Genomic DNA, 23,343 nt, shown 5'->3' with positions numbered 1-23,343 from the left:
GTGCTGAAGCGACGGCGGGTGTGTGGCCGTCCTGCGAGCATCGATCTTTCACAGCAAGGGAGTGACTGATGAAAGCATTGATCGCCGGGGCCGGCATCGGCGGCCTCACCACCGCTCTGTTCCTGCATGAGGCAGGCATCGAGGTCGAACTGTTCGAGCGGGCCGACGACATCCGCGAACTTGGCGTCGGCATCAACATGCTCCCGCACGCTGTCAAGGAATTGGCCGGGCTTGGGCTGATGTCGGCGCTCGACGCGGAGGGGGTGAGGACACGCGAGCTTGTCTACACCAACCGCTTCGGCCAGATCGTATGGCAGGAATTGCGCGGCATCGATGCCGGCTATGAGGTTCCGCAAATCAGCATTCATCGCGGCAGACTGCTGGGGCTGATCCACAGGGCCGTGGTGAGCAGGCTTGGCGGCGACATCATCAATACGGCAAGCCTTGTCGATGCCTTCGAGCAGAGCGAAGGCGGGGTCGTGGCGCATTTCCGCCGGCATGACGGTTCGCGAGGCGAGGCGCATGGCGACCTGCTCATAGGCGCTGACGGGATCCATTCCGCCGTCAGGGCCGTGCTCTATCCCGAAGAAGGGCCGCCGATCTGGAACGGCACGATGCTGTGGCGCGGCGCCACGCCATGGCCGGTCTGGCGCGACGGGCGCACCATGGCGGTTGCCGGCGGCAATTTCGCCAAGTTCGTGTATTATCCGATCGAACCGGATCGCGAAGAGCCGGAGACCAGGCTAACGAACTGGGCGGTGATGGCCAATACCGGTGATAGCGGCACATCACCGCTGCGTCCCGGCGACTGGAGCCGCCCGGGCGTGATCGACGATGTGCTACCCTTCGTGCGCGACCGGTTTCAGCTTGATTTTGTCGACCCTGCCTCGATCATCCAGGCAACGGATGGCTTCTACGAATATCCGAACTGCGACCGCGACCCGCTGCCGCGATGGTCGTTCGGGCGGGTGACGCTGCTCGGCGATGCGGCGCATCCCATGTATCCGGTCGGGTCGAACGGAGCCAGCCAGGCAATACTCGACGCCGGTTGCCTCGCGATGCATCTGGCTGCGGAGCCTACCGTTGAAGCCGCGCTCGCGCGATATGATGGGGAGCGGCGGCCGGCCACATCGGCCATCGTGCTGGCCAATCGGCAAGGCGGGCCGGAAGCGGTCATAGACATGGTCGAGGCCCGGGCGCCGCATGGCTTTGATGACATCGACGCCGTCGCTTCGCGCGAAGAACGCAAGAGCGTGGTTCGCGGCTATGCGTCCCTGGCCGGGTTTGCAAAACCGAATTGACCGGGAGCAGCGCGTTTTTGAGCTCTAGAGATCGGCCTCGGCGAAGATGCGCGACGCCCAGTCGAGGAAGACGCGCAGGCGTGGCGAGAGCTGACGGTTCTGCGGGTAGAGCGCCGACAGCGGCGTTGGCGATGGCGGATAGTCGACCAGCACCTCGACGAGCGTCCCATCCGCCAGATCCTTTTCGAAGCGATAGCGCGGCGCCTGGATGAGGCCGAGGCCAAGCCGCGCCAGATCGGCGGCGGTGTCGGAATTGTTGGCGGCGACGCGGCCTGGCAGCCGCACCTCACGGATATTGCCGGCGACGGTGAATTCGAACGGAAGGGTCTCGCCAGTGCGCGACGAAACAAAGCCCACCGCCTGGTGACCGTCGAGCGCATCGGGGGAGGCGGGCGTGCCGTGGCGTTCGAGATAGCCAGGGCTGGCGCAGGTGATCTCGCGGATGACAGCCAGCCGCCGCATGATCATGCCGCTGTCGGGTAGCTCGCCGACGCGGATGACACAGTCGACGCCTTCACGCACGAGATCGACCAGCCGGTCGCTCTGGCCGATCTGCAGGTCGATTCTGGCATAGCGGTCGAGGAACTCCGGCAGGCGCGGCAACAGGAATGTGCGGGTGAGCAGGGTGCTGGCGTCGATGCGCAGCAGCCCGAAGGGCTCCGCATTGCGGAAGGCGGCTTCGGCATCCTCGATTTCGGCCAGGATCGACAGGCAGCGCCGATAGTAGGCTTCGCCGTCCTGCGTGGCGTTCACCTGCCGCGTCGTTCGTTCCAGAAGCCGCGCGCCGAGATGCTCTTCCAGCCGCCTGATCGATTCCGTCGCGGTTGAGCGCGGCAGGCCGAGATCGGCCGCGGCAGCGGTGAAGCTGCGTCGCTCCAGAACGCGAACGAAGAGCCGCATCGTGTCCAGTCGATCCATGAGCTTTTGTTCGCAGTTTCCGAATAGTGATGTCAATAGGTGGCTGATTATCCGGAAAGCCGCCCGACCTATATCCGTGTCACCAACACACGGAGAGACTTCCATGACATCCAATCAAACAAGTACGGGTGGCCAAACCAGAACCGCGATCGTGACCGGCGCCTCCAAAGGCATCGGCGCCGCCATCGCACAGCGGCTCGCCCGCGACGGCGTCGCTGTCGTCCTCAATTATGCGCGGGGCCGCGCGGAGGCTGAAGAGCTTGTGCGCAGCATTGAAGCCGGCGGCGGCAAGGCGATCGCCGTTCAGGCCGATATCGCCGATCCGAATGGGATCCCGGCGCTGTTCGACGCCGGCGAGAAGGCGTTCGGCGGCATCGACATCCTCGTCAACAATGCCGGCGTCATGAAGACGTCGCCGATGGCGCAGACCGACGATGCTTCGTTCGACACGCAGATCGCGATCAATCTCGGCGGCGTGTTCCGCGGCATGCGGGAAGGCGCGCGCCGGCTTCGCGACGGCGGCCGCATCGTCAATTTTTCCAGCAGCGTCGTTGGCCTCTACCAGCCGGGCTATGGCGTCTATGCCGCCACCAAGGCCGGCGTCGAGGCGATGACCCACATCCTGGCCAAGGAGCTTGGCGCGCGCCGTGTCACCGTCAACGCGGTGGCGCCCGGGCCGATCGAGACCGCCCTGTTCACGGACGGCAAGAGCGAGGCGCAGATCGAGGCCATCGGCAAGATGATCCCGCTCGGCCGGCTTGGCCAGCCCGACGACATTGCCGGGCTGGTCTCGTTCCTCGCCGGACCGGACAGCTTCTGGGTCAACGGACAAATCATCCGCGCCAATGGCGGCGTCGTCTGAGGCGTCGCCGACCGCTCCACCCCGAACCTGAAACTCCACAGAAAGGAAAAGATCATGCCATTCGCCAACATCAAGTTACCGCAAGCGGCGCTCTCCATGGCGCAGAAGGAAGACCTCATCCATCGAACCACCGCCATGTTCGTCGACTTTTTCGGCGAGGGTGTGCGCCCCTTCACGATGGTGCTGGTGGAGGAGGTCGCCGACGGCGGCTATGGCCGGGCCGACGAAGTGTTCGTCGTGCCGGAAGTTTTTCGCGCAAAGGAGTAGTGCCGGGCCGACCTCCTCTCCCGACTTTGTGAGGCGAGGAACTCCAGTCTAGTAAAGTTTGCGCCAGAACCCCCACCCGGACCTCCGGTCCGACCTCCCCACAAGGGGGAGATCGGGAGCCCAGCTTTTCCGCATTTCCAAAAAAGGGGCTGTTCGGCAGGCGGGCAGGGCGCCTTCCTCACCCTCCCCCTTGTGGGGAGGGTCGATGCGAAGCAGCGGGGTGGGGGTCTGCGCGGCGCTGCAGCGCTTGGGTTTGCAAGCGTAGACCTCCGCTTCAATCGCTCTTCGTCGCGCCAATCCAGTCGGCCGCCACTTCGGCAAACAGCCAGTCGCGGAATGCCCTGATCTTTTTCTGGCGCAGCGCGCCGTCGCGGTAGACGACATAGTAGCGCGAGGCGGATTTCAACGCGAGATCGAAGGGACGAACCAGCCGCCCCGCGGCGAGGTCGGCCGAGACCAGCGCGCTTCGGCCGAGCAGCACGCCTTCGCCATGCACCGCGGCCTCGACGGCGAAGGTGGCGGAATCGAAGCGCACGCCGCGCTTCGGATCGACATCTGCCACGCCGGCATGTTGCAGCCATGTCGCCCAGTCGATGCGAAAGGCATCATGGATCAATTTGTGATGCCTGAGATCCGCCGGCAAGCGCAGCGGATGTTCGCCTTGCAGCAGTTCCGGGCTGCAGACGGGGAAGACCTCTTCATCGGCGAGAAATTCCGCTGTCACTCCGGCATAGCCGCCCTTGCCGTAGCGGATGGCGATGTCGATGCCGTCGCTGACGAAATCGGAAAGCACGCCCGAGGTCGACAGCCGCACGTCGATATCGGCGTTGGCGCGGTGGAAACGATGCAGCCTCGGCACCAGCCAGCGGCCGGCAAAACCGTCCGATGTGCTGACATTCAGGATGCCTGTCGTGCGGTCGGGCGTGGCGGCGATGGTGGCGGCGGCGATTTGGTCCAGCGCCGTCCTGACTTCCGATGCATAGGCCGCGCCCACCGGCGTCAGGCGCACGGACCTCGTCCCCCGATCGAAAAGCTGGATCCCCAGCCTGTCCTCAATGTTGCGGATGGCGCGGCTGACCGCACCATGGGTGACGTTGAGTTCGCCCGCAGCCTTGGAGAAACTCAGATGCCTGGCGGCGGCCTCGAAGGCGGGCAGGGCAGTGAGCGGCGGCAGTCTGCGCGGCATGATCCACCTGTGAGCGTTGCTCACAAATCCTGCACAAAGAGTCGTTTGTCGTCCAGCCCAGAAATGTTCAATCTGTTGGTGTAGCAGCGCATGCAGATCGGATTTTCCATCTCACCGTTGCGCTGAACGACCAGAAACAGTGTGAGCAATCGTCATGCTCGTCCTCCGCGGACGGCGTCGGCACGCTTGCGCCTAGGCAAATACAGGAGACGGACAATGAACCCGACCTTCGAATCCATCGGCGCCGCGATGAGCGGTCTTGCACTCAGAACCGCTGCAGTCGTCGAGCGCCGCCGGGTGCTTCGCCGAGTTTCACGCTTCTCGAATCATCGCTTGCACGACATCGGCTTCGAGCGCGACTGGGACGGTTCCATCCTGCGCAATGGGAGGGCGATATGACCAGCACCCTGATCATCGGCGCGACGGGGCTGCTGGGTGGCGAGATGGCGAAGGCCAGCGCTGGCAATGGCGATCGCCTGCACGTTCTGGTTCGTCCGGCAACAGCCGGTAATGAAGAACGGCTGCGTTCGCTGAAGGAGCTCGGCGCCAAAATCCATGTCGGCGATCTCGACGACTATGACAGCCTTGTCCGCGCCGCCGGTGCGGTGGATCGCGTCATCAGCTCGGTGCATGTGGATTCGGCCAGCGAGATGACGCTGGTGCGCGCGCTCAGGGATGCCGGCATCTCCCGCTATGTACCTTCCGCCGGCTTCGGCCTCGACTTTGCCGCCGCTGCACCGGGCTCGGTTCCGCCGCTCGACCTCAAGCGAGCCGTGTTCGACGCGATCAGGCAAGCGGATCTGCCCTATACGGTGATCTACACCAACGGCTTCTTCTCGACCTGGGTGACGACGCTGGGCGACCTGATGCGCTTCGGCTCGTCGCCCTTGCCGCCCGAAGAGGTGACGCTTTATGGCGACGGCAATGTGCCGGCGACGTTTGTCAGCGAGAAGGACATCGCCGCCGTCACCTTGCGCGCGTTGAACGACCCCAGTGCCATCCGCAGCGAGATCCGCATCGCCCAGAACGAGATCACCCAGAACGAAATGATCGATCTGTGGCGCCGGGTCAGCGGCCGCTCGCCGCGCATCGTGCCCCAGAGTGCGGCGGAGCTTGAGGCGATGATCGCATCAGCCCCCTGGCTCGGACTGCTGCGGGCGGTTTGGATACGCGGTGAGACGGCGCTCGAAACGGCCACGCCGGAAGCCGGCGCGCTCTATCCGGAGCTGACGTTCGAGACCATCGAGAGCGCCTTTGTGGCGATGGCGGGCACCGCTGGGCGGTAGGAGCAGAAGCGCGGCGGTGCAACTGCCGATCTCCCCCACTTGTGGCAGGGCTATCGCATATGGATTCCTGAGATGTCTGCCCGGCACGGACCCCCACCCCTAACCCCTCCCCAAAAGGGGAAGGGAGACTTCCGTTGGCGCTGACCCAGAAGCATCGCCTGTCTTTTCGGCGCCAACAAGAATTAAAGGCACGCGGCAGCATTCCCTCCCCCTTGTGGGGAGGGTTAGGGTGGGGGTTCTTCTTCGCAAGAATCCATATGCGATAGCCCTGCCACAAGTGGGGAGATCGGCAGCGTCACCCCTTCCGCTTCTCCACCTCGGCCTTCCTCAGCAGGAACCGCTGAATCTTGCCGCTCGGCGTCTTCGGCAACTCGCTGACGAACTCGACTTCGCGCGGATAGGCGTGGGCCGAGTGGCGCTTGCGGACATGCTGCGCCAGTTCCTCGGCCAGCGCCTCGCTGCCTCGAAAGGCGGGCGCCAGAACGACGAAGGCCTTGACGATTTCGGTGCGCTGCGGATCGGGCACGCCGACGACCGCTGCCTCGTTGACCGCCGGATGCTCGAGCAGCGCGCTTTCGACGTCGAACGGGCCGATGCGGTAGCCGGCCGAGGTGATGACGTCGTCGGCGCGGCCGATGAAGGAGATCGAACCGTCGGGCTCGAACTCGACCGTGTCGCCGGTGCGGTAATAGCCACCCGCTATGGCAGGGGTTTCGGCCTGATGATAGCCGCCGAACCAGCGCAGCGGCGAGTTGGCGATGTCGACGGCGAGAATGCCGGGCTGGTTGGGGCTAAGCTCGTTGCCGGCCTCGTCGAGCACGACGACGCGGTAGCCCGGCATGGCAAAGCCGGCCGAGCCGTGGCGTACGGGGTGCGACAGGCCGTGATGGTTGTTGACCATCATGCCGTTCTCGGTCTGGCCGTAATGGTCGTGGATGGGGGCGGCGAGATGGGCGTCGAACCAGCGGATCACCTCCGGGTTAAGCGGCTCGCCGGCGCTGCTCACCACGCGCAACCGGCCCTTGACGCGGGCGGCTGCCTCGGGTCCTTCGGCCAGCAGCAGGCGGAAGGCGGTGGGCGAGCCGGCAAGGCTGGTGACGCCGAGGCGCTCGATGATGTCGTAGGTGCTTTTGGCGGTGAAGGTGCCCTCGTTTAAGGTCGTGGCGATGCCAAGCAGCAGGGGCCCCGTGATGGCGTAATAGAGGCCGTAGGCCCAACCAGGATCGGCGATGTTCCAGAAGACGTCGTCCGGCCGCAGCCCGATGGCATCGCGCATATAGGCGCCGAAGGCCAGCAGCGCGCTGAGCGGCACCGGAACGCCCTTGGGGAAACCTGTCGTGCCCTAGGTCGACATCATCATGAACAAATCGTCGCCCTTGCGCATCACCGGCTGGCAGTCAGGCGAGACGGCGGCAAAGGCGGCGCGGAAATCGATGTCGCCGGCCGGCAGGGCTTCGCCTGGGGCAAGGATGGTCGCAACCCGAGGGCAATCCTCCACCTCGTCGAGTTTGCCGCGATTGGCCATGTTGGTGACGACGAGCTTCGCGCCGCTGGTCTTCAGCCGGTGGTCGATGGCCTTGGGGCCAAAGGCGGCGAACAGCGGCTGGTAGACCGCGCCGATACGCCAGGTGCCGAGGATGAGTGCCACCAGTTCGGGAATGCGCGGCAGCATGCCGGCGACGATGTCGCCGGAGCCGACACCAGCCGCTTTCAGCATGTTGCCGACGCGCGCCGACATCTCCTTGAGATCGTCGAAGCTGAACTCCCGCAGCTCGCCACCGACGGAGATGGCGCGCAGCGCCAGCCGGTTCTGGCCGGTATGGCGATCGCAGCATTCGATGCAGGCGTTGATGCCCGTCGCGGGATCGCCGTGAAGTCTTGCGATCTCATCGTCGATGCGAAAGTGAGCAACGGCATCGACATAGCGCGACAGCGCCGGTGTGTTGGTCATGGCAGTCCTCCCTGGCTGCGCCGCATCTCCCCATGCGGCGCTGTCGCGTGTGAACTTGCCCGAAATTGTGGGCGTGGTCGATGCGGCGAAAGTTGGTGGGTGGGAAGGTTGGCGCTTGAACACCCCCCTCTGCCCTGCCGGGCATCTCCCCCGCAAGGGGGAGATCGGCGCCTCAACGACATCCAATCTCCCCCCTTGCGGGGGAGATGTCCGGCAGGACAGAGGGGGGTGTGAAGGATCACAGCGCTGACAATCTGCGTGGTTGACCTAATCAGTCATCCAGCGGATAGGTCCGGCCCAAATATACCCGCCCGAGAAACTCCGATGACCACAGACACCAAATTCCACCCCGATACCGCCTGGCAGGCCGAAATTCGCGCCGGCGTGCGCCACGTGCGCGATCTTGCCTCCCTGCCGTTGTCGCCAGCTGAGCGCGCGGCGGCGCAAGCGGCGGCCGCGAACCACAAGGTGCGCGCGCCCAAAGCCTATCTCGACCTGATCGACTGGAACGACCCGGCCGATCCGATCCGGGCGCAGGTCATCCCGTCGCCTGAGGAACTGGAGGAGGTGGAAGGGGAACTCGACGATCCGATCGCCGACCATGACTTCAGCCCGGTGCCGCGATTGACGCATCGCCATGCCGACCGGGTGCTGCTGTTCCCGACCTATCAATGCGCGGTCTATTGCCGGTTCTGCTTCCGCAAGGAATCGCTGACCTCGATCGGCAGGGGTTATACGCGCGAGGCGTTGGAGCCGGCGCTGGCCTACATCGCGGATCACCCCGAAATCCGTGAGGTGATCCTGACCGGCGGCGATCCGCTGTCGCCGCCCGACAAGGTACTGGCTGAAATCTTCGCGCGCATCGAAGCGATCCCCCATGTGCGGCTGCTGCGCATCCATACGCGCGTGCCGGTGGTGCTGCCGTCGCGCATTACATCAGGGCTCGTCGCGGCGCTGCAGGGCCGGCTGATGGTCACTGTCGTCACCCATTTCAACCATGCGCGCGAGATCACCGACGCAACCGAGGCCGCCTGCCGCACGCTTCGGCGAGCCGGCTTCGTGCTGCTGAACCAGAGCGTTCTGCTCAAGGGCGTCAACGACAGCATCGAGGCGCTGGAAGAACTCTGCCGCGAGCTGATGTACCGCCTCGGCGTCAAACCCTACTACCTGCACCATGGCGACCTCGCGCGCGGCATGGCGCACCGGCGCACGACGATTGCGCAGGGACAGGCGCTGACTGAAGCGCTGCGCGCGCGGCTGTCGGGCATCTGCAACCCCGTCTATGTGCTCGACCTGCCGGAAGGGGGCGGCAAGGTGCCGATCGGGCCTTGCCATGTCGAGGGACGGGACGGCGAGAACTGGCGGCTGCGCGGGCTCGATGGCGAGGTGAGGGCGTATACGGAGGTCGTTGGCGAATAGGGCTGCGCGCTACCGTGCGTTTTTCTCGACAAATGCCAGCACCACCACGCGCGGGGCAACGCAGTAGGCGAGGCTGGCCTTGCGGCCCGTCTTCGTCGTCGCGCAGCCTGCGTTCAGGTCGATGGTGATGTCCTCATAGCCCAGCACCTTGCGATCGAGCGGATAGACGGCCTTGTAGACGGCTTCCTTGGCGGCAAAGAGGATGCGGCCGGCAAGATGCCGGTCGGCTGCGTCCGTGCGGTCCGCGGGCGTTGTCACGAGCGCCAAAATGTCATCCGGGAGAGGCTGCGCGGGCTCGACGTCGATGCCGAGCGAGGCGATATCGCCAATCGGGGCAACCGCCGCCACGGCCATGTCGTCGTCGTGCGCGAGCGAACCGGTTATTCCGTCAGGCCAGACCGGCGCGCCGGTTGGCGAGCGCAGGATGGCGACGTCGCCAACGCCAAGCTCCGCCAGCAGTCCGTGCGCGATCCACCGGGCCGCGCCGCTGGCGCGCCGCATGCCAGGCTGACGCGCGGGGATGGAATGCGCTTCCCCAGGCAGCAGATGGGCGTCGTCGCCGTCGCGGATCATCCGGCATCCGATCCGGACTCCCGATGGTGCGATGGCGGCGATCGCTTCGGCCAAGGCGATTTCCTCGGGCAGCCGCATCACGGCGCGTGCGTCCGGGGCCGGCAAAGCGAGATCGGCTATCATTTCTCCGTCCTCGTCGAGCCCTTCTTCGACGAAACCGGCGCTGCGATAGAGATTTCGCGCCGCATCGTTCTCCGGTTCGTAGCAGATCGAGACGTGGCTGATGTGGCTGAGCCCCTGGATTTCGTCCAGCACCTTACGCAGCGCGGCCTTGCCGTAGCCTTTGCCCTGAGCGGCGCGGTCGATCATGAAGCGGTAGATGCGTGCCTCGTCGTCATCCTCGGGCGCCTCGTACATGAGGAAACCGACGACACGGGTCCCGGCCATGACGACGCGTGGCCGCGCGTCTTTGTCGGTTTCGGCTTCTTCCAGCGACTCCGCATTGCCGGCGACGAAATCCCTCTGCTCCGGAGCCAGTCCCAGGGCCGTGGCCAGGGCACGGTTGGCCTCGGTCACGGCAACCAGACAGATGTCTCCGGTGTTCAAGCCGATACCCTTTTTCAAGCCGATGCCCTTCTTAAAGCCAATGCCGGGGCCGATACCTTGGAGCCATCGTCGGTGATCGGTTCGACGAAGCGATGCAGCTTGGCCGGGTTGCCACGCCATATGGAGTTGGGCTCCAGCTCTTCGCCCTTCATGACGAAGGAGTCGACATCGACCACCGAGCCTTCGCCCATCACCACGCCGTAATGGACAAAGGCTGAAGGTCCGAGCGTGCAGCCCTTGCCGATGCGGATGAAGTCGGACTTGAACGCGCCTTCTTCCAGCGAATGGGCCTGGATGACGCAGCCCTCGTTGAGGGTGGCGTCGTCGCCGATCTCCACCAGCGAGCGTTCGGTCAGATTGCTGCCGCCGTCATAGACACGGCTGCCGATCTTGACGCCCAGCATGCGCAGGATCATCGGGCGGAACGGCGTGCCGGCGAACAGGCGCACGATCGGCGAATCCGCCAGCTTCCAGTGGCGTTCGTGGCGCCAGAACGTGACGTCGTAGATCGTCGTCATCTGCGGCTTCAGCCGGCCGAAACCAAGGCTCGCCCGTTCCACGAAGATGTAGAACGGAATGGTGATCGCCGAGGTCAAAAGCACGGCGACGAACAGTGCGACTTCAGCCCATTCGGTATAGTAGTTCAGCGCCCGGTCCCAGATCGCCAGCGTGGCGAACAACATGATCCATTGCGTTGCCACGAACAGCAGGATCGTCACCAGATTGTGGCGGTTCTTCAACGGGATGCGCCGACGCCGGTCGTCCTCGTCGATGCCGGCGATGAGTTCCTTGTCGCGGTTCACCATGCGCGGGATTTCAAATGCCGGCGAACCCAGAAGCCCGACATTCTCGCGCAGCGGCCCGTCGATGGGGATCATCACCTTGGTGCCGAGCAGGACGTTGTCGCCGGTGCGCCCGTCCGGCGGATAATAGATGTTGTTGCCGAGATAGTTGCGCTCGCCGATCCTCGTCGGCTCGAGCCGGAAGGCGGCGGCGGATTTGTGCATGTTGATCATGAACAGGCCGTCCGACACCATGGTCTCGGTGCCGATCTCGCACAGAAGCGGGTTTTCGTGCTGCTGGTTGGAGCCGAAATTGGAGCCGGTCTGCACCACCTTGTTGAGGTTCCAGCCGATGGCTCGCATGTAGTGCACGATCGCCGAGCTGTCGCCGGCCAGCAGGCCGAGCACGCGGGAGTTGCTCGAGAATTCGGCGACAGTCTGCAGCCAGTAGCGGAAGCCGTACAGCGTGTAGGTGCGGCCGGGCTTCAACAGCAGGCTGACTAGGCGCGGCACCAGCGTCGCCGCCAGAAAGGATGCGGCCATGTAGCCGAACAGCGTAACCGTGGTGCCGATCGCGACGACGCCGATGGTTTCCTGGTAGTCGTCGCCGACATTTTCCCAATAGCTGTGGAACAAGAGCGGCAAGGGGGTGACGATGGCAAACAGCCCGATCAGCTGAACCGCTTCGAACAGGAAGCGCCGGATGTTGGACGGATCGACATTGCGCACCTTGCAATAGTCGGCCGTGGTCGGCACGGCCGGCGACCCATGCCAGCGTTCGCCGTCGGGGATGCTTTGGCCGCGGTGCAGCGAGGACGAATGGCCGAGCTGGGCGCCGTTGCCGATCCGGGTGTCGATGTCGAGCGTGGAGCCGACGCCGACAAAGGCGTCGCGGCCGATGGTCAGCGGCCCGGTGTGGATATAGCCGGACTGCGCCCGGAAGCCGAGAATCATCGATTCCTTGCGCAGGATAGTGTTGGCGCCGATCGAAATGAGATCCGTGCAGACGGGCACGGATTTCGATTCGATGACGGCGTTCTTGCCAAGCTTGGTGCCGAGAAGCTGCAGATAGATGCTGTAGAGCGGGCTGCCGCGGAACAGCACGACGGGCGCGGTGCGGATCAATGTCTTGACCACCCAGAAGCGGAAGTAACGCACGCCCCAGATGGGAAACGCCTCCGCCTTCCAGCGGCCGACGAGCACCCATTTGGCGATGACGGCAAAGCCCGACATGCCGAAGAACACGGCGGCCGAAAGCGCCACGCACCTGATGTACAGCTGCAGCGGATCGTCGAGCGCGTCATACATCCAGTTGAGGCCGTCATTGACCGCCCACAGGGCGCCATAGCTGTAGAGCGCGTAGAACAGCAGCTGTGCGGCGCCGCAGGTCCAGTAGGCGAAGTTCGAGGCCCGGCGGGTGAGGACGGGCTCGTTGGTGGCCGTCGCCATCTCGTCGGCCACGCCCAGGTGAAGCGCCAGCCGCGCCACGGTCGGGTGGAGATAGATGTCGCGCATCGACGCCGTCGCCCATTCCTTCCTGGTGCGCAGGCGGGCGCAGAAATGCGCCATCAGCAGCGAGTTGGCGCCGAGATCGTCGAAGAAATTGTCCTCGACGGACACTTCTTCGAATTTCAATACGGCGGCCAGCGCGTCGGCCAGGAAACGCTCGTCGTCATTGGCGGGCGCGACCATGGCGCGATCGCCCGAAAGCCGCACGCTTGTCGGCTTCGGCAGCTGGCGCAAATCCACCTTGTTGGAAACCGTCATCGGGATAACAGGCAGTTCCTCCAGATAGGAGGGCACCATGTAGTCGGGCAGGCGCCGCTTCATGGTCCTGGCGAGGTCCGCGCGCGAAATCGCCTTCTGGCCGGCCTTCGCTGCGAAATAGGCGACGAGTTCGACGCGGCCGGGCTCGATCTCCCAGGTGGTGACCGCGGCTTGGGCGATTTCGGGCTGGTCGAGCAGCACCGCCTCGATCTCGCCGAGCTCGATGCGGTAGCCGCGGATCTTCACCTGGGTGTCGATGCGGCCGGCATACTCGATCTCGCCCTGGTCGTTGATGCGGCCAAGGTCGCCGGTCCGGTAGATGCGCTTCGACGGGTTGTTCGGCAGGCCGACGAAATCGGCGATGAATTTCTGTTCGGTCAGGTCCGGCCTGTTGAGATAGCCGACCGCGAGCCCGATGCCGGCAATGCCGATCTCGCCCAGTTCGCCCGGCTCGGCGAGCTGCGGCAGCGAAGCGTCGAGGATGACGATGGAGTAGGTCGGCAGCGGCGCGCCGATGGTGACGGGACTGTCCGGCGTCAGCGCGCCCATTGTAGCGGTGACGGTCGCCTCGGTCGGCCCATAGGTGTTCAGGATCTGCCGCCCCGGCTTCGACCAGCGCACCACCAGATTGTGCGGGCAGGCCTCGCCGCCGACCAGCAGCGTGCGCAGGCTGGGCACATCTGACGTCATCGACGACAGCAGCGTCGGGCTGCAGGCGATGCAGGTGATGTCATGGAGCCGCAGGAAATCGGCCAGCTCCTCGCCCACCAGCGGCATCTGGCCCGGTGCCGGCACCACCGTCGCGCCGGCGACGAACGGCACCCAGATCTCTTCGGAGGAAAAGTCGAAGGCGATGGTCATGCCCTGGTAGACGCGATCGCCCGGCCGGTAGCCGTAGGAGGCGGCGGCGACGCGGATGAAATTGACGAAACTCTGGTGCTTGATGACGACGCCCTTGGGCTTGCCTGTGGTGCCCGAGGTGTAGAGGATGTAGCAGGTGTCGTCTGATGAAGCGGCCTTCGCATTCGGCTTCAGCGGCGCGCCGGACTCTTTGGAGATCTCGGCGGCCGCGCTGTCGATCAGCAGATGCGGAACCGGCAGCTGGCCGGCGCGCGACGCATAGGCGGCGATGGTGACGATCAGGCTGACGCCGGCGTCTTCGATGATGAGCGCCATCCGCTCCTCGGGAAAAGCGGTGGCCAGCGGCACGAAGGCAGCGCCTGCCTTCATCACGGCGAGCAGCGCGACATAGGTCTCCGCCGAGCGGTCGAGGATGAGCCCGACGCGGTGGCCCGGCCGCACGCCGCGCTTGACCAGCAGGCGGGCGAACTGGTTGGCCCGGCTGTCCAGTTCCCGATAGGTCCAGACACGCCCGTCGGAGATCACCGCCGGCAGCGCTGCGAACATTTCGGCGAGCTGCTCGAAGACGGTGTCGAGCCGCTCGCCGGGCAGGCCGTGCCGGGCAAAGTCGGCGCCCGTCAGGATCTGCCCGCGCCTGGCTGTCGCGGGGGCCGTTCTTACCAGCGCATCGACACCTGCCAGGCCGCTTTCCAGCCCCGATCGTTCCGCGTCCAGTTCGGCGATATCGACACCGTGATCCATTTCCATACTTTCCCGTCCAGGCCGGGCGTCGCCCGGCACGGCCATTTTTCCAGTTGTTGTGGGATGCTTATGCCATCCGATCTTTTCGCCAGTTTTTCCGAACTGTTGAATATTGTTTCTGAACTGTGTCTGGGCGCTCTTTTGAGCCTCCCTTGGCGGCTCTCGCCGGGCGCGCTCGGCGGCACGCGAGGGCGTGCACCCGGCGTTTTTCTGGAACCAGCCTTGAGGCCCCGCATTCTATGAGCAGGGACTTAAGGAGCGTGTCGTGAAAGCGGTTTTGGGACTGGTCTGCGGCTTCGTGCTGACCCTTGCGGTCTTCGGCAGCGGACTGGGCTTCGCCGCCTGGCTGCTTGCCGCGAAGCCGCCGCGCCAGGCAACGGCTACTGTCAGCGTGGCGGAGCTGTGGACCAAGAAGGCGCGGCCGGTGAACAAAGCCGGGCAGGGCCTCGAACGCCTGCCGGCCAAACAGTCCGCGCCGCCCGACATCCCCGCCAAACCGCAGGAAACACCGCCCGACCCCACCGTCACCGGCGCCATCGCGCCCAAGACGACCGAATTGCCGCCTCCGCATCTCGCCTGGTGCGCCAGCCGCTATCGCTCCTACCACCCGGACGACAACAGCTATCTCTCCTACAGCGGGCAGTTGCGTCGCTGCGTCTCGCCCTATCTCGAAGCCGCCGGTCAGCCCGTCCAGCCCACTGCCGGCGATGGCGACGAAAACGGCGCCGGCCTGGGCGTCTACGCTGCCGACGATGGCGGCGAAGCACTTTCGGCCGACCATGTCGATTACTGCTTCAGCCGCTACCGCTCCTATCGCCCGGAAGACAACTCCTACCAGCCATACTCCGGCGGGCCGAGACGGCAATGCCAGTAGAGCCCGCGCGCCGCAGGCAGGCGATCCGATCGCGCGGATTTTCCGGAGCGTCCGCATTGGCGCGGCGTTCAACCCTGACCTAAGGAGGACTGACCATGAGCGACGACCGGGACGACAGAATTCGTGAGCGCGCCTACCAGATCTGGGAACGGGAAGGCCGCATGCAGGGCGACCCCGAACGGCACTGGCACCAGGCCGAGGCCGAGATCGACCGCGAGGCGGCCCTGCCGCTGACGGCGGATGACGCACTGCCTGAGACTGGCGAGGTCGCCAGCACCGACGTGCTGGAGGTCGAGGCGCTGGCGGTGCGCACCGGCATATCGGGCGACGAGGCACAGGAACTGCTCGACCGCTTGGGCAACGACCGCGCCGCGGTGGAGCAAGCCGCCCGCAGCCTCAAGGCCAAAAGGCGGCGAAACCCCGATGAGGGACTGGCCAAATGATCGAAAGCTGAAGGACGGAAATACCGGCTCCATTCACTCAAGAAGGGCGAAAACGGCGACGCCTCATCATCTTCGGCTCTGTCGCCAATCTTTTTCGCCATGGCCAGAGCCTTGGACTGGTCGTGAGCACGGCCCGCCAACGCGGCTTCTCGAAACGCTCAGGTTGCGACGGGCTGGTCGGTCATCACTTGCGCTGGACCGCGAAAGCGAAAGCCCGCGCCTCTGGCGGAGGACGCGGGCCGATCGGACGGCCGATCTTCGGCAGGCGGTGGAGGGCACCACCTGCCGCACACATCAACAATTAGCTATGACTAATGTTCCGTCAAGCTGGATCTACTTTCGTTCGAATGTCGGCCTTGACTGCGATTGCGCCGCTGGCCTGGGAATGCATGCGTCCGGCGGGCAGCTTGCGTCAGTGGCGATAGGAATTTATTCTTGACCCGTGAGGGCAGTTATGCTACATTTCTATCTATGGTGCTGATTTGCGCCAGTGACCCGCCGCACAGGCGGGTTTTTTGCGTGTTGGCTGGCGCTGCGCCAATTTTCAACGTTGCCAGCGCGAGGTGATCGTAGTTGCGCAACATCGCGAGCACAGAATACCCGGCACTAGCGTAGAGCGTTACGGCGACCCAGCAGCAGAGCGATGCCCAACGCCGGAAGCGTCGCCATCGCGACGGCGAAGAAGACGAATTGCAGCCCGGCCGACGCGGCGACCAAGCCGAGCGCTGGACTGCCGAAGCCGAGCGCCACGTCGAGGAAGACGGTGTAGAGTCCCATGGCCAGGCCGCGGCTGCGCGACGGAAGATGGCTTACTGCCTCGGCACCGAGACCGGGATAGACCAGCGAGTAGCCAAGGCCAGTGAGACCCGCCCCAATTGCGGCGACAACAGGCCCGGTCGCAAGCCAGATCAGCATCAGCCCTGCGGCCTCGACGGCGACGAAGATCACAGCGACGCGTGCGCCCCCAAGCCTGTCGGGCAGGTGGCCGAAGCATAGCCTTGCCACGATCAGCGCCGCGGCATAGGCCGTGAAGGGAAGCCAGATCGGCTGCCATCCCCGTTCGGCAAAGAGCAACGCGGCAAAGGCCAGGATTGCGCCATAGCCGAGGCTGCTGAAAGCTGCTCCCACTCCGGGAAGCCAGACCGCTTGAGCCACGCTCGTCCATGACTGCGGCACGCTGCTCGCGGCGGTGCTGGTGCCACGCATCGGCAGGATGGCAAGCAGCGTCGCAAGCGGCAGGACGATGGTCGCGAGTGCGATCGCGGTGAAACCGCTCGCCGCATAAAGCGCAGATCCGACCGGCGCTCCAAGCGCGAGCGCCGCAAACATCGCCGTGCCCACCCAGGCTATGACTTTTCCGGAGTTCTGTCCGCCCGCAAGGGAGAGGCCCCAGGCGACGCCGCCGGTGATGATGAAGCTCTCCGACGCGCCCAATACCGCCCGGCCGGCGAAGAGCGCCGATGCGGACGCTAGCGGCCGGTCGAGCAATGCCAGTGAGCCGAGGTAAAATAATCCCGCCAGGGCAGCGGCAATGAGGCCGACGACGACGGCCCGCTTGCCGCCGCGCCCATCGGCATAGTTTCCGGCCCCAATGCGCGACAACATCGAGGCGACGAACTGGCTGCCCGTCACCAGTCCGACCGCGAAGGGGCCGAAGCCGAGTTGCTGATGAAGATGCAGCGGCAGGACGGGTAGCGCCAAGCCGATCAGAAGGAAGCCGGCGAAGACAGCCGCCATGATTGGCACCAGTTCCGCCATTGCTCCATTTCGGTCTGAAGTCCCCGCCACTTTGGCCATCGGCAACACCTTGAACCCAACAGTTCAGATCAGTAGCGTTCGTAGGTCACACGCCAGCCTTCGGCCGGATTGTCCGGCGTGAGGACCAGTTTGTTGTCCGAGACTTCGAATTTGCGTTTCATGCTCTTCCCGACAAGGTTGCGGACTAGGGAGGACTCGATCGTGATGACGAAGGTCTTGTCCTGGTCGTTGATGGCGACCGGCCCATAATAGGCTTCGTAGCCATTCGCTGTGTAAGGCGTGTCCGGCGCCTTGGCGTCGGGGTTCTGGGCCTGCACCGAGAGGGTGCCGGCCTCGGTGAAGATGACCTGGCCGGAATATGGCACAGGCTTGAGGTTTCCCTCAGCACCGGCTTCGAGCGACCTCATGCGCCATGCGCCAATGATCGAGGACTCTTGCGAGAACGCCGGTGTGGCGACCGCAAGCGCAAGGGCGGCGATCTTCAATCTCATAGTCATATGTCGTTGTTCCTTTTCTGATTGCGGGTGCGGACAGGCCGTCCGCCTAATCTTCGCTCACACGGAAAGCATGACCTTGATGGCACGCCGCTCGTCCATGGCGCGATAGCCTTCAGCGACCTCTGCCAACGGCAGCTTGAGGTCGAAGACCTTGCCGGGCTTGATCCTGCCTCGCAGTACACGGTCCATCAGGTCGGGCAAGAAACGGCGCACTGGCGCCGGGCCGCCCATCATGCGCTTTTGGCCGAAGAATAGTTTTTGGCCGTCGAAGCTCACGCCATGCGGCACGCCGACATAGCCGATGGTGCCGCCGGGGCGAGAGCAGGCCAGCGCCTGGTCGAAGGATTCTCCCGTACCGACGCATTCCAGCACGGAGTCCGCGCCGACGCCCTTGGTGAGTTCCTTGATGCGCGTGACGCCTTCCTCGCCACGCTCGGCCACAATGTCGGTGGCGCCAAACTCGCGGGCGAGCTTTTGGCGGCTGGCGTGCCGGCTCATGGCGATGATGCGCTCGGCGCCCATCTCCTTGGCCGCAAGCACGCCCATCAGGCCGACCGCACCGTCGCCGACCACCACCACCGTCGATCCTTCTCGGACCTCGGCCGCGTCGGCCGCGTACCAGCCGGTGCCGAGCACATCGGACACAGCCAGCAGGTCAGGGATGAGTTCGGCCGGCGGCACCTCCGCGGTGGCGACCAGTGTGCCATCGGCCAACGGCACGCGAGCGTAAGGCGCCTGCGCGCCCGACATGAATTCGCGCTGCACACAAGACGACTGGAAGCCGAAGCGGCAATGCGGGCAGGTATTGTCGGAAAGGCAGAACGACCCGACGACGAACTGGCCGGGACGGACCGTGCGCACCTCTGCGCCGACCTCGACGACGATACCACAATATTCGTGGCCCATGTGCATCGGGCCGTCGACCGGCTGCAGCCCGCGATAGGGCCACAGGTCCGAGCCGCAGATGCAGCTTGCCGAGAGCTTGATGATTGCGTCCGTCGGCCGCATGATTTTCGGATCGGCGATTTCCTCGCAGCGGATGTCGCCCGGTTTGTGAAGAATGGTTGCGATCATTCTGGTTCCTTTCGAGTGGAGAAGATCAGGCGCCGTAGTCGGCGTCGCTGACATGTCCCAGCCAGTCCACGACCTTGCCGTCCTTGACCTCCTGGAGGGCAATGTGGGTCATGGCGGTCAGAGGCGACGCGCCGTGCCAGTGCTTCTCGCCGGGCGCGAACCAGACGACGTCGCCGGCACGGATTTCCTCGACCGGACCGCCCTCGCGCTGCACGCGGCCAAGGCCGGAGACGACGATCAGCGTCTGGCCGAGCGGATGCGTGTGCCAGGCGGTGCGGGCGCCGGGCTCGAAGGTCACCTGTGCGCCTTGGACTCGCCCGGCATCGAAGGGATTGAAGAGTGGATCGATCCGCACCGTTCCGGTGAACCAGTCAGGTGGTCCCTTGCCGGAAGGCCTCGTGCCAGCGCGAAGAATGTCCATGGTGATCTCCTTTGCGTCCTCAAATGCGTTCGATGCGAAGCGGGAACTCGCCGCGAATGTGCAGGGCCTGCTCGCCCTCATCGAAGCGGCCGAGCCTGATCAGCCCGGGATGGCTATAGTCGGCGTGGAACATGGCCAGATTGCCCCAGGGCATGAAATAGCACAGGTCGTAGGGCTGCTCGTTGGCGAACGGGCCACTTCCCTCCTCAGTCAGCTTGCGCGGCAGATAGGCGATCTTCTCGTTATGCGCGTAGTCCTCGATCTTGAGGTCGAGCGGCAGCATGGAGAAGAAGTCGCGCGCTGAGGGATTGTCGTAGAGCGTGGCGGTCATGATACGGCCGTTGAAGGCCATCCTGATCTTCATGTCGGTGGGCTCCTGGCTGACGGGAGATTGGCCTTCCTGGCTGGCGGCTGCGCGATGCAGGGCCGCCACCGCGAGCGCGGCGCCGAGCAATGTCCGGCGGCTAAGCGGCGCACGCTCGATGGTCATGGCAGGGACCTCCGGGCCATATGGGACGCGGCGAGGGCGGCGAGCGCCGATCCGCAGAGCAGCACCGCGCCTAGAGTGAACGCTCCCCACCAGCCGACCGTATCGAAGAGCGTGCCGCCGATTGCGGCGCCGCCGGTGATGGCGAGCTGAATGACGGCTACCTGCAACCCGCCGCCGGCCTCTGCGTCGTCCGGCAGCGTTCGGCTGAGCCACGTGCCCCAGCCAACGGGCGCGGCCGTGCCGAAGAAGCCCCAGGCAATGAGCAGCAATGCTGTGGGAACCGGGAGGGCACCAAGGGCGATGAGCGCAGCAGCCAGCGCAGCCATGACCAGCGGGATAACGATGAGGATGCTGAACAGGCGCGTGCGCAAAAGCCGGCCGACGCACCATGTGCCGAGCACCCCCGCCAGCCCCATCGCCAGCAGGACCGCCGAGAGGGCAGCGATGTCGAGCCGGGTGACGCTCTCGAGGAAGGGCCGAAGATAGGTGAAGAGCGCGAACTGGCCCATGAACAGCATCATGATCGACGCCATGCCGATGGCGACTGAAAGACGACCGAGCAGCGCCAGCGGATTGCCAGGACGCTTCCTCCGACGCGGGGGCAGCGCCGGCAGGCTGGTCCACTGCCAGGCCAGCGCCAGGAGCCCAAACGGCACGACGAGGAAGAAAGCGCCGCGCCAGCCGACATAGGCGCCAAGAAAGCTGCCCAGCGGCGCCGCGATGGTGGCCGCAATGGCATTGCCCGCGTTTAGCATGGCGAGACCCTTCGGAACCATGTCTTGCGGCACGAGGCGCATGACGATCGCGGTCGACATCGACCAGAACCCGCCGATCGCGATGCCGAGCAGTGCCCGGCCGACCATGAGGAACGCGTAGTTCGGCGCGAAGGTCACAGCCAAACCGGACACGATGAGGAGGAGGGTGAAGCCAGTCACGACCAGTCGGCGGTCGATGCGGTGCGTGAGACCGACGACCAGCAGGCTGGTCACGACAGCGAAAACGCCCGAAATCGAGATCGCCTGTCCCGCGTGGCCCTCGGTGATGCCGAGATCGGACGCTAGCGGCGACAGCAGGCTGACCGGCATGAATTCAGACGCGATGAGCACGAAAACACACAGCGCCATCGACAACACCGCGGCCCATGCGGCGCGGTCTTCGACAAGCCTTGTGTCGTACGTCGTTTCCACAATTGGCATCCTTGCAAGGCGACCGGGCGGATCAGCCGCCAATCCCTGTCGCGATGCCAAGAAGATATTGCAGAGGAACCCATTTTATTAGGCTAAGTAATCCGCATGGACTTATCTGCTCGTGATATAAATGCCCGACGGGAGGTGCCCTATGCAGCGCGATGGTATGAAGGATCTGCTATGGTTCGTGGCGGTCGCGCGGGAGCGCAGCTTCACCAAGGCGGCGGCCAAGCTCGGAACCTCGCAGTCGACCCTGAGTTCGACAATCAAGGAGCTTGAAGCTCGTCTTGGCGTCCGTCTGCTGACACGTACGACGCGGAGCGTCGCACCGACCGAGGCCGGCGAGCGACTTTTCCAGTCTCTTGTTCCCCGCTTCGAGGAAATCGAAGCCGACCTTGCAAGCCTGGTGGCCTTTCGCGACAAGCCCTCCGGAACGGTCCGTATCACGCTGTCCGACCATGCGCTCCAGACGACCGTCTGGCCGAAGCTGCAGCCTTTGCTCAGCGACTATCCTGACGTGTGCGTCGAACTCTACAGCGACAACGGCATGAAGAACATTGTGGAGGAGCGCTTCGACGCGGGCGTGCGGCTAGGTGAGAGCATCGACAGGGATATGATCGCGGTTAGGATCGGGCCGGATTGGAGGCTCGTGGCCGTGGCTTCGCCGGAGTACTTTTCCCGCCATCCGGTTCCGACCGCGCCCCAGGACCTGGTCGATCATGACTGCATCAATATGCGGCAGGCGACGTTCGGCGGATTATATGCCTGGGAATTCGCCAAGCAAGGCCGCGACCTGCGTGTGCGGGTGCAAGGCCAGCTCACCTTCAATTCGTCCATACCCATGATCGAGGCTGCGATAAGCGGTTTCGGGATCGCCTACGTCCCGGAAAACCTCGTCAACCACCATATCGCCACGGGATGCCTTAGGCTCGTGCTTGACGATTGGAGTCCGCCATTTGCGGGCTATCACCTCTACTACCCGAGCAGGCGACAGCTCTCGCCTGCGATGGCGATGATCGTCGAGGCGCTTCGTCATCGCATCTGACCCCCAAGATTGCGCATTGGCAAATGGTGTCCCGCGCGCAAAGCTTTCGTGGCGCGCTGCTGCCTCAAAAACCCGCAGCGCATTGAGTGAAGGAAACGGATCGACTGTCACTGCCTTGGCGTTGGCTGACCTTCCAACTTCTCGCAAATTGGCCCTCATCCCCCTCCCATTAACCTTTCATTAACCATCCTCCCGCTAGCGTTTACCTCTCAGTAAGGATTCGCCAGCCGTGACCTTTGCCGCCCCCCTCGAGGCCAAATCCATTCGTTTTCGTGCCCGCTCTTTCGTCGCTTTCACGTTGACTCCGGAAGCGCCTTTGGACGTGTGGCTCGAGGGGCTGGATCACTGGATCGGCAACTCGCCCGGCTATTTTGCCGGCCGCCCGGTGGTGCTTGATCTCAACACCTTGAAGCCCGATGTCGCCGCGATCGAATCGCTGGTCGGCGTGCTGGGCCATCGCGGCATCCGCATCTACGCCATCGAGCTCGACGGCCACACCGCACTCGAGCCCAACCTGCCGCCGGTGCTGGTCGGCGCCAAGGAAGCGACCACGGATGGGTTGCTGCCCCGCCAGGCGCGGGCGGAGGGTTTCGACAAGGCCGAGGGCAAGGCGCCTGACCAGCACGCCGATGCGGGCAGCGCGGCCAAGGTCGGCGACGGAAAGGCTGGCGCAAGCAAGGCCGGCGATAGCGAGCCGCAGGTTGAAGCTTCGGGTACGCTGATGATCAAGGCGCCGATCCGCTCCGGCCAGGCGATCGTGCACCCGCATGGCGATGTCATCGTGCTGGGTTCGGTCGCTTCCGGGTCGGAGATCATCGCGGCGGGCTCGATCCATGTCTACGGCACGCTGCGCGGGCGCGCTTCGGCGGGTGCGCTGGGCAACAGGGGCGCGCGCATCTTCTGCCGCAAGAACGAGGCCGAGCTGCTGGCGGTCGACGGCTGGTACGTCACCGCCGAGGAGATGGAAGGCGTTTCGCGCGGCAAGCCGGTGCAGGCGTTTCTCGACGGCGACGCCTTGCGGGTTTCGACGCTGAGCTGACATTCGTTTCGATATTGGGGCGGCCGATGGTCGCCCGACCAAGAAAACAACAACG

At 64.7% G+C, this 23,343-nt stretch carries 20 protein-coding genes and 1 pseudogene; 10 read left to right on the top strand and 11 right to left on the bottom strand.

Annotated features, from left to right (window positions below):
• The first annotated feature begins 68 nt into the window (after window positions 1-68).
• Entirely contained in the window at window positions 69-1,301 is a 1,233-nt protein-coding gene (locus NKJ11_RS11065; RefSeq protein WP_352793293.1) for a flavin-dependent oxidoreductase, read from the top strand.
• Window positions 1,302-1,325: 24 nt separating this feature from the next.
• Here the strand turns inward: NKJ11_RS11065 and NKJ11_RS11060 are convergent, their stop codons facing one another.
• The gene (locus tag NKJ11_RS11060) at window positions 1,326-2,219 is read right to left on the bottom strand and encodes a LysR family transcriptional regulator (protein ID WP_352793292.1); all 894 of its coding nucleotides are present in this window, start codon (window positions 2,217-2,219) and stop codon (window positions 1,326-1,328) included.
• A gap of 103 nt (window positions 2,220-2,322) precedes the next feature.
• Here NKJ11_RS11060 and NKJ11_RS11055 point away from each other — a divergent pair, with 103 nt between their 5' ends.
• Together NKJ11_RS11055 and NKJ11_RS11050 are read left to right on the top strand one after the other, a co-directional pair.
• Window positions 2,323-3,081 (top strand): SDR family oxidoreductase, encoded by a 759-nt coding sequence (locus NKJ11_RS11055; protein WP_352793290.1) that lies wholly within the window; start codon window positions 2,323-2,325, stop codon window positions 3,079-3,081.
• A gap of 54 nt (window positions 3,082-3,135) precedes the next feature.
• On the top strand, window positions 3,136-3,348 hold the full coding sequence (locus tag NKJ11_RS11050) for a tautomerase family protein (protein ID WP_352793289.1): 213 nt from the start codon (window positions 3,136-3,138) through the stop codon (window positions 3,346-3,348).
• Window positions 3,349-3,622: 274 nt separating this feature from the next.
• On the opposite strand, the gene NKJ11_RS11045 is transcribed toward NKJ11_RS11050, so the two are convergent.
• Window positions 3,623-4,534 (bottom strand): transcriptional regulator GcvA, encoded by a 912-nt coding sequence (locus NKJ11_RS11045; protein WP_352793288.1) that lies wholly within the window; start codon window positions 4,532-4,534, stop codon window positions 3,623-3,625.
• 216 nt (window positions 4,535-4,750) lie between these two features.
• On the opposite strand from NKJ11_RS11045, the gene NKJ11_RS11040 reads away from it, so the two are divergent.
• Together NKJ11_RS11040 and NKJ11_RS11035 are read left to right on the top strand one after the other, a co-directional pair.
• Window positions 4,751-4,933: a DUF1127 domain-containing protein gene (locus tag NKJ11_RS11040; protein ID WP_352441827.1), complete on the top strand. Its 183-nt coding sequence runs from the start codon at window positions 4,751-4,753 to the stop codon at window positions 4,931-4,933.
• A complete protein-coding gene (locus NKJ11_RS11035; protein WP_352441826.1) occupies window positions 4,930-5,820 on the top strand; it encodes an NmrA family NAD(P)-binding protein in 891 nt (296 codons plus the stop codon). Before NKJ11_RS11040 ends, NKJ11_RS11035 begins: the two co-directional genes overlap by 4 nt.
• A 295-nt stretch (window positions 5,821-6,115) precedes the next feature.
• Here the strand turns inward: NKJ11_RS11035 and NKJ11_RS11030 are convergent.
• Window positions 6,116-7,771, bottom strand: a pseudogene (locus tag NKJ11_RS11030) (acyl-CoA synthetase).
• Window positions 7,772-8,095: 324 nt separating this feature from the next.
• On the opposite strand from NKJ11_RS11030, the gene NKJ11_RS11025 reads away from it, so the two are divergent.
• Window positions 8,096-9,190 (top strand): KamA family radical SAM protein, encoded by a 1,095-nt coding sequence (locus NKJ11_RS11025; protein ID WP_352793287.1) that lies wholly within the window; start codon window positions 8,096-8,098, stop codon window positions 9,188-9,190.
• Between the two features lie 9 nt (window positions 9,191-9,199).
• Here NKJ11_RS11025 and NKJ11_RS11020 read toward each other — a convergent pair whose 3' ends face one another.
• Both NKJ11_RS11020 and NKJ11_RS11015 read right to left on the bottom strand, forming a co-directional pair.
• A complete protein-coding gene (locus NKJ11_RS11020; RefSeq protein ID WP_352793286.1) occupies window positions 9,200-10,327 on the bottom strand; it encodes a GNAT family N-acetyltransferase in 1,128 nt (375 codons plus the stop codon).
• Window positions 10,324-14,466, bottom strand: coding sequence for a Pls/PosA family non-ribosomal peptide synthetase (locus NKJ11_RS11015; RefSeq protein WP_352793285.1), 4,143 nt, complete (start codon window positions 14,464-14,466; stop codon window positions 10,324-10,326). The genes NKJ11_RS11020 and NKJ11_RS11015 overlap by 4 nt, the downstream gene beginning before the upstream one ends.
• 259 nt (window positions 14,467-14,725) lie before the next feature.
• On the opposite strand from NKJ11_RS11015, the gene NKJ11_RS11010 reads away from it, so the two are divergent.
• Entirely contained in the window at window positions 14,726-15,334 is a 609-nt protein-coding gene (locus NKJ11_RS11010; protein ID WP_352793284.1) for a BA14K family protein, read from the top strand.
• Window positions 15,335-15,429: 95 nt separating this feature from the next.
• Window positions 15,430-15,777: a DUF2934 domain-containing protein gene (locus tag NKJ11_RS11005; protein ID WP_352611119.1), complete on the top strand. Its 348-nt coding sequence runs from the start codon at window positions 15,430-15,432 to the stop codon at window positions 15,775-15,777.
• Between the two features lie 606 nt (window positions 15,778-16,383).
• On the opposite strand, the gene NKJ11_RS11000 is transcribed toward NKJ11_RS11005, so the two are convergent.
• The 6 genes from NKJ11_RS11000 to NKJ11_RS10975 are packed head-to-tail and all read right to left on the bottom strand — an operon-like array spanning window position 16,384 to window position 21,213.
• The gene (locus tag NKJ11_RS11000; protein WP_352793283.1) at window positions 16,384-17,574 is read right to left on the bottom strand and encodes an arabinose transporter; all 1,191 of its coding nucleotides are present in this window, start codon (window positions 17,572-17,574) and stop codon (window positions 16,384-16,386) included.
• A 29-nt stretch (window positions 17,575-17,603) separates the two neighbouring features.
• Window positions 17,604-18,032 (bottom strand): lipocalin-like domain-containing protein, encoded by a 429-nt coding sequence (locus tag NKJ11_RS10995; protein ID WP_352793282.1) that lies wholly within the window; start codon window positions 18,030-18,032, stop codon window positions 17,604-17,606.
• A 57-nt stretch (window positions 18,033-18,089) separates the two neighbouring features.
• Window positions 18,090-19,106 (bottom strand): zinc-dependent alcohol dehydrogenase family protein, encoded by a 1,017-nt coding sequence (locus tag NKJ11_RS10990; RefSeq protein WP_127296952.1) that lies wholly within the window; start codon window positions 19,104-19,106, stop codon window positions 18,090-18,092.
• Between the two features lie 25 nt (window positions 19,107-19,131).
• Window positions 19,132-19,527, bottom strand: coding sequence for a (R)-mandelonitrile lyase (locus NKJ11_RS10985; RefSeq protein ID WP_352793280.1), 396 nt, complete (start codon window positions 19,525-19,527; stop codon window positions 19,132-19,134).
• A 19-nt stretch (window positions 19,528-19,546) separates the two neighbouring features.
• Window positions 19,547-20,017, bottom strand: coding sequence for a cyclophilin-like fold protein (locus NKJ11_RS10980; protein WP_352774029.1), 471 nt, complete (start codon window positions 20,015-20,017; stop codon window positions 19,547-19,549).
• On the bottom strand, window positions 20,014-21,213 hold the full coding sequence (locus NKJ11_RS10975; protein ID WP_502905791.1) for an MFS transporter: 1,200 nt from the start codon (window positions 21,211-21,213) through the stop codon (window positions 20,014-20,016). Before NKJ11_RS10975 ends, NKJ11_RS10980 begins: the two co-directional genes overlap by 4 nt.
• Window positions 21,214-21,355: 142 nt before the next feature.
• Between NKJ11_RS10975 and NKJ11_RS10970 the strand changes: the two genes are divergently transcribed.
• Together NKJ11_RS10970 and minC are read left to right on the top strand one after the other, a co-directional pair.
• Complete coding sequence (locus tag NKJ11_RS10970) at window positions 21,356-22,249, top strand: LysR family transcriptional regulator (protein WP_352554580.1); 894 nt, start codon at window positions 21,356-21,358, stop codon at window positions 22,247-22,249.
• A gap of 229 nt (window positions 22,250-22,478) precedes the next feature.
• Complete coding sequence (gene minC / locus NKJ11_RS10965; RefSeq protein ID WP_352554579.1) at window positions 22,479-23,288, top strand: septum site-determining protein MinC; 810 nt, start codon at window positions 22,479-22,481, stop codon at window positions 23,286-23,288.
• Window positions 23,289-23,343 lie beyond the last annotated feature (55 nt).

This window comes from Mesorhizobium sp. M0243, from assembly GCF_040321775.1.
Classification (GTDB): domain Bacteria; phylum Pseudomonadota; class Alphaproteobacteria; order Rhizobiales; family Rhizobiaceae; genus Mesorhizobium.
The sequence above is the reverse complement of the archived record's forward strand: the minus strand, read 5'-3'. Positions and strand labels throughout refer to the sequence as shown.

Excerpts from the sequence above, each read along its gene's own strand:
- NKJ11_RS10985 (WP_352793280.1), bottom strand. The coding sequence starts at position 19,527 with ATGGACATTCTTCGCGCTGGCACGAGGCCTTCCGGCAAGGGACCACCT.
- NKJ11_RS11005 (WP_352611119.1), top strand. The coding sequence starts at position 15,430 with ATGAGCGACGACCGGGACGACAGAATTCGTGAGCGCGCCTACCAGATC.
- NKJ11_RS11040 (WP_352441827.1), top strand. The coding sequence starts at position 4,751 with ATGAACCCGACCTTCGAATCCATCGGCGCCGCGATGAGCGGTCTTGCA.
- NKJ11_RS10970 (WP_352554580.1), top strand. The coding sequence starts at position 21,356 with ATGCAGCGCGATGGTATGAAGGATCTGCTATGGTTCGTGGCGGTCGCG.
- NKJ11_RS11025 (WP_352793287.1), top strand. The coding sequence starts at position 8,096 with ATGACCACAGACACCAAATTCCACCCCGATACCGCCTGGCAGGCCGAA.
- NKJ11_RS10995 (WP_352793282.1), bottom strand. The coding sequence starts at position 18,032 with ATGACTATGAGATTGAAGATCGCCGCCCTTGCGCTTGCGGTCGCCACA.
- NKJ11_RS11065 (WP_352793293.1), top strand. The coding sequence starts at position 69 with ATGAAAGCATTGATCGCCGGGGCCGGCATCGGCGGCCTCACCACCGCT.
- NKJ11_RS11000 (WP_352793283.1), bottom strand. The coding sequence starts at position 17,574 with ATGGCCAAAGTGGCGGGGACTTCAGACCGAAATGGAGCAATGGCGGAA.
- NKJ11_RS11055 (WP_352793290.1), top strand. The coding sequence starts at position 2,323 with ATGACATCCAATCAAACAAGTACGGGTGGCCAAACCAGAACCGCGATC.
- NKJ11_RS10975 (WP_502905791.1), bottom strand. The coding sequence starts at position 21,213 with ATGCCAATTGTGGAAACGACGTACGACACAAGGCTTGTCGAAGACCGC.
- NKJ11_RS11045 (WP_352793288.1), bottom strand. The coding sequence starts at position 4,534 with ATGCCGCGCAGACTGCCGCCGCTCACTGCCCTGCCCGCCTTCGAGGCC.
- NKJ11_RS11035 (WP_352441826.1), top strand. The coding sequence starts at position 4,930 with ATGACCAGCACCCTGATCATCGGCGCGACGGGGCTGCTGGGTGGCGAG.
- NKJ11_RS11060 (WP_352793292.1), bottom strand. The coding sequence starts at position 2,219 with ATGGATCGACTGGACACGATGCGGCTCTTCGTTCGCGTTCTGGAGCGA.
- NKJ11_RS10990 (WP_127296952.1), bottom strand. The coding sequence starts at position 19,106 with ATGATCGCAACCATTCTTCACAAACCGGGCGACATCCGCTGCGAGGAA.
- NKJ11_RS10980 (WP_352774029.1), bottom strand. The coding sequence starts at position 20,017 with ATGACCATCGAGCGTGCGCCGCTTAGCCGCCGGACATTGCTCGGCGCC.
- NKJ11_RS11015 (WP_352793285.1), bottom strand. The coding sequence starts at position 14,466 with ATGGAAATGGATCACGGTGTCGATATCGCCGAACTGGACGCGGAACGA.
- NKJ11_RS11050 (WP_352793289.1), top strand. The coding sequence starts at position 3,136 with ATGCCATTCGCCAACATCAAGTTACCGCAAGCGGCGCTCTCCATGGCG.